1 protein-coding gene is annotated in these 1,657 nt (G+C 73.2%); it reads left to right on the top strand.

Annotation, left to right across the window (positions count from 1 at the left end; translation table 11 throughout):
* Positions 1-1,657, top strand: a 1,657-nt coding sequence (locus tag FDZ70_10235) for a hypothetical protein (GenBank protein TLM67182.1), incomplete at both ends; no start/stop codon positions are given.

The following is a 1,657-nucleotide window of genomic DNA, read 5'->3' as shown; positions in this document are numbered from 1 at the left end:
ACGAGCGCGGGTGCGGCGGTGTCGTGGTCCGACACGACGATCACCGTCACCGTGCCGTCGTGCGCCGCCGGGAACGTCACGGTCGACCGAGGCGGGCTCGTCTCGAACGGCGTGGCGTTCACGCCGACCGCGCCGCCCTCCATCTCATCACTCTCGACGAGCTACGCCGCGGTCGGCACGCCCGTGACCATCACCGGCGACTACTTCGGCGCGACGCAGGGCGCGAACACCGTGACGTTCAACGGGACGCCGGCCTCCGTGGCGTCGTGGTCGAACACGTCGATCACGGCGATCGCGCCGGGCGACGGCCCGGTCGTGGTGTCGGTCGGCGGCATCTCGTCCAACGCGGCGACGTTCACCTCGTATGTCGTGCCGGTGATCTCCGCCGTCACGCCCTCGCCGGCGCGCACGGGCACCGCGGTCACCGTCTCGGGCACGGGCTTCGGCGCGACCCAGGGCGGGAGCACCGTGACGTTCAACGGTGCGGCCGCCTCGGTCACGAGCTGGTCGGACACCGCCATCACCTGCACCGTGCCGGGCAACGGCCCGGTCGTGGTCACGGTCGCCGGGCACGCGTCGAACGCGGTCGCGTTCACCGCGGTCCCGGCGCCGGCCATCACGCTCGTCTCGCCGAATCCGGCCGAGGTCGGCGCCGCCGTGACGATCAGCGGCACGGACTTCGGCGCCGTGCAGGGCCTGTCGACGGTCACCTTCAACGGCGTGCCGGCGACCGTGGTCGTCTGGGCCGACACCGCCGTCACGGTCGATGCCCCGGGTGACGGGCCCGTCGTGGTCACCTGCGACGGCATCGCATCGAACGCCGCAGCGTTCTCGAGCTACGTCTCGCCCGTCGTCTCGGGCGTCTCTCCGTCGCCGGCGCGCGTGGGCACCTCGGTCACGGTATCGGGGACCGGGTTCGGCCCGACGCAGGGCGCCTCGACGGTCGCCTTCAACGGGGCCACGGCGTCCGTCGTCTCGTGGTCCGACACCGCGATCGCGTGTACGGTGCCCGGCAACGGCCCGGTCGTGGTCACGGTCGGCGGGCACGCGTCGAACGCGGTCGCGTTCACCGCGGTCCCGGCGCCGGCAGTCACCCTCGTCGCGCCGAATCCCGCCGCGGTCGGCACGGAGGTCACGGTCTCCGGGACCAGCTTCGGCGCCGCGCAGGGCGCGAGCACCGTGGCGTTCAATGGCATCGCCGCATCCGTCACGAGCTGGTCCGACACCACGATCACCGCGATCGCGCCGGGCAACGGACCTGTCGTGGTGACGTGCGACGGCATCGCCTCGAACGCGGCCGCATTCACGGCGCTCAACGCGCCGGTCGTCTCGGGCGTCACGCCGTCACCCGCGCGCATCGGCACCGCGGTCACCGTCACGGGCTCGGCCTTCGGTGCGGCGCAGGGTGCCTCGAGCGTCTCGTTCAACGGCGTGACCGCGTCTGTCACGGGCTGGTCGGACTCCGCGATCACCTGTCTCGTTCCGGGCAACGGCCCGGTCGTCGTGACCGTCGGCGGCATCGCCTCGAACGCCGTCGCGTTCACGGCGGTCCCGGCGCCGGTGGTCAGCGCCGTCGCGCCGAACCCGGCGGAGCTGGGCACCGCGGTCACCATCTCGGGAACCTCGTTCGGCGCCGCGCAGGGTGCGAGCACCGTGG

The organism is Actinomycetota bacterium (genome assembly GCA_005774595.1).
Taxonomy (GTDB): Bacteria; Actinomycetota; Coriobacteriia; order Anaerosomatales; family D1FN1-002; genus D1FN1-002.
This window is presented reverse-complemented; position numbering and strand designations above follow the sequence as displayed.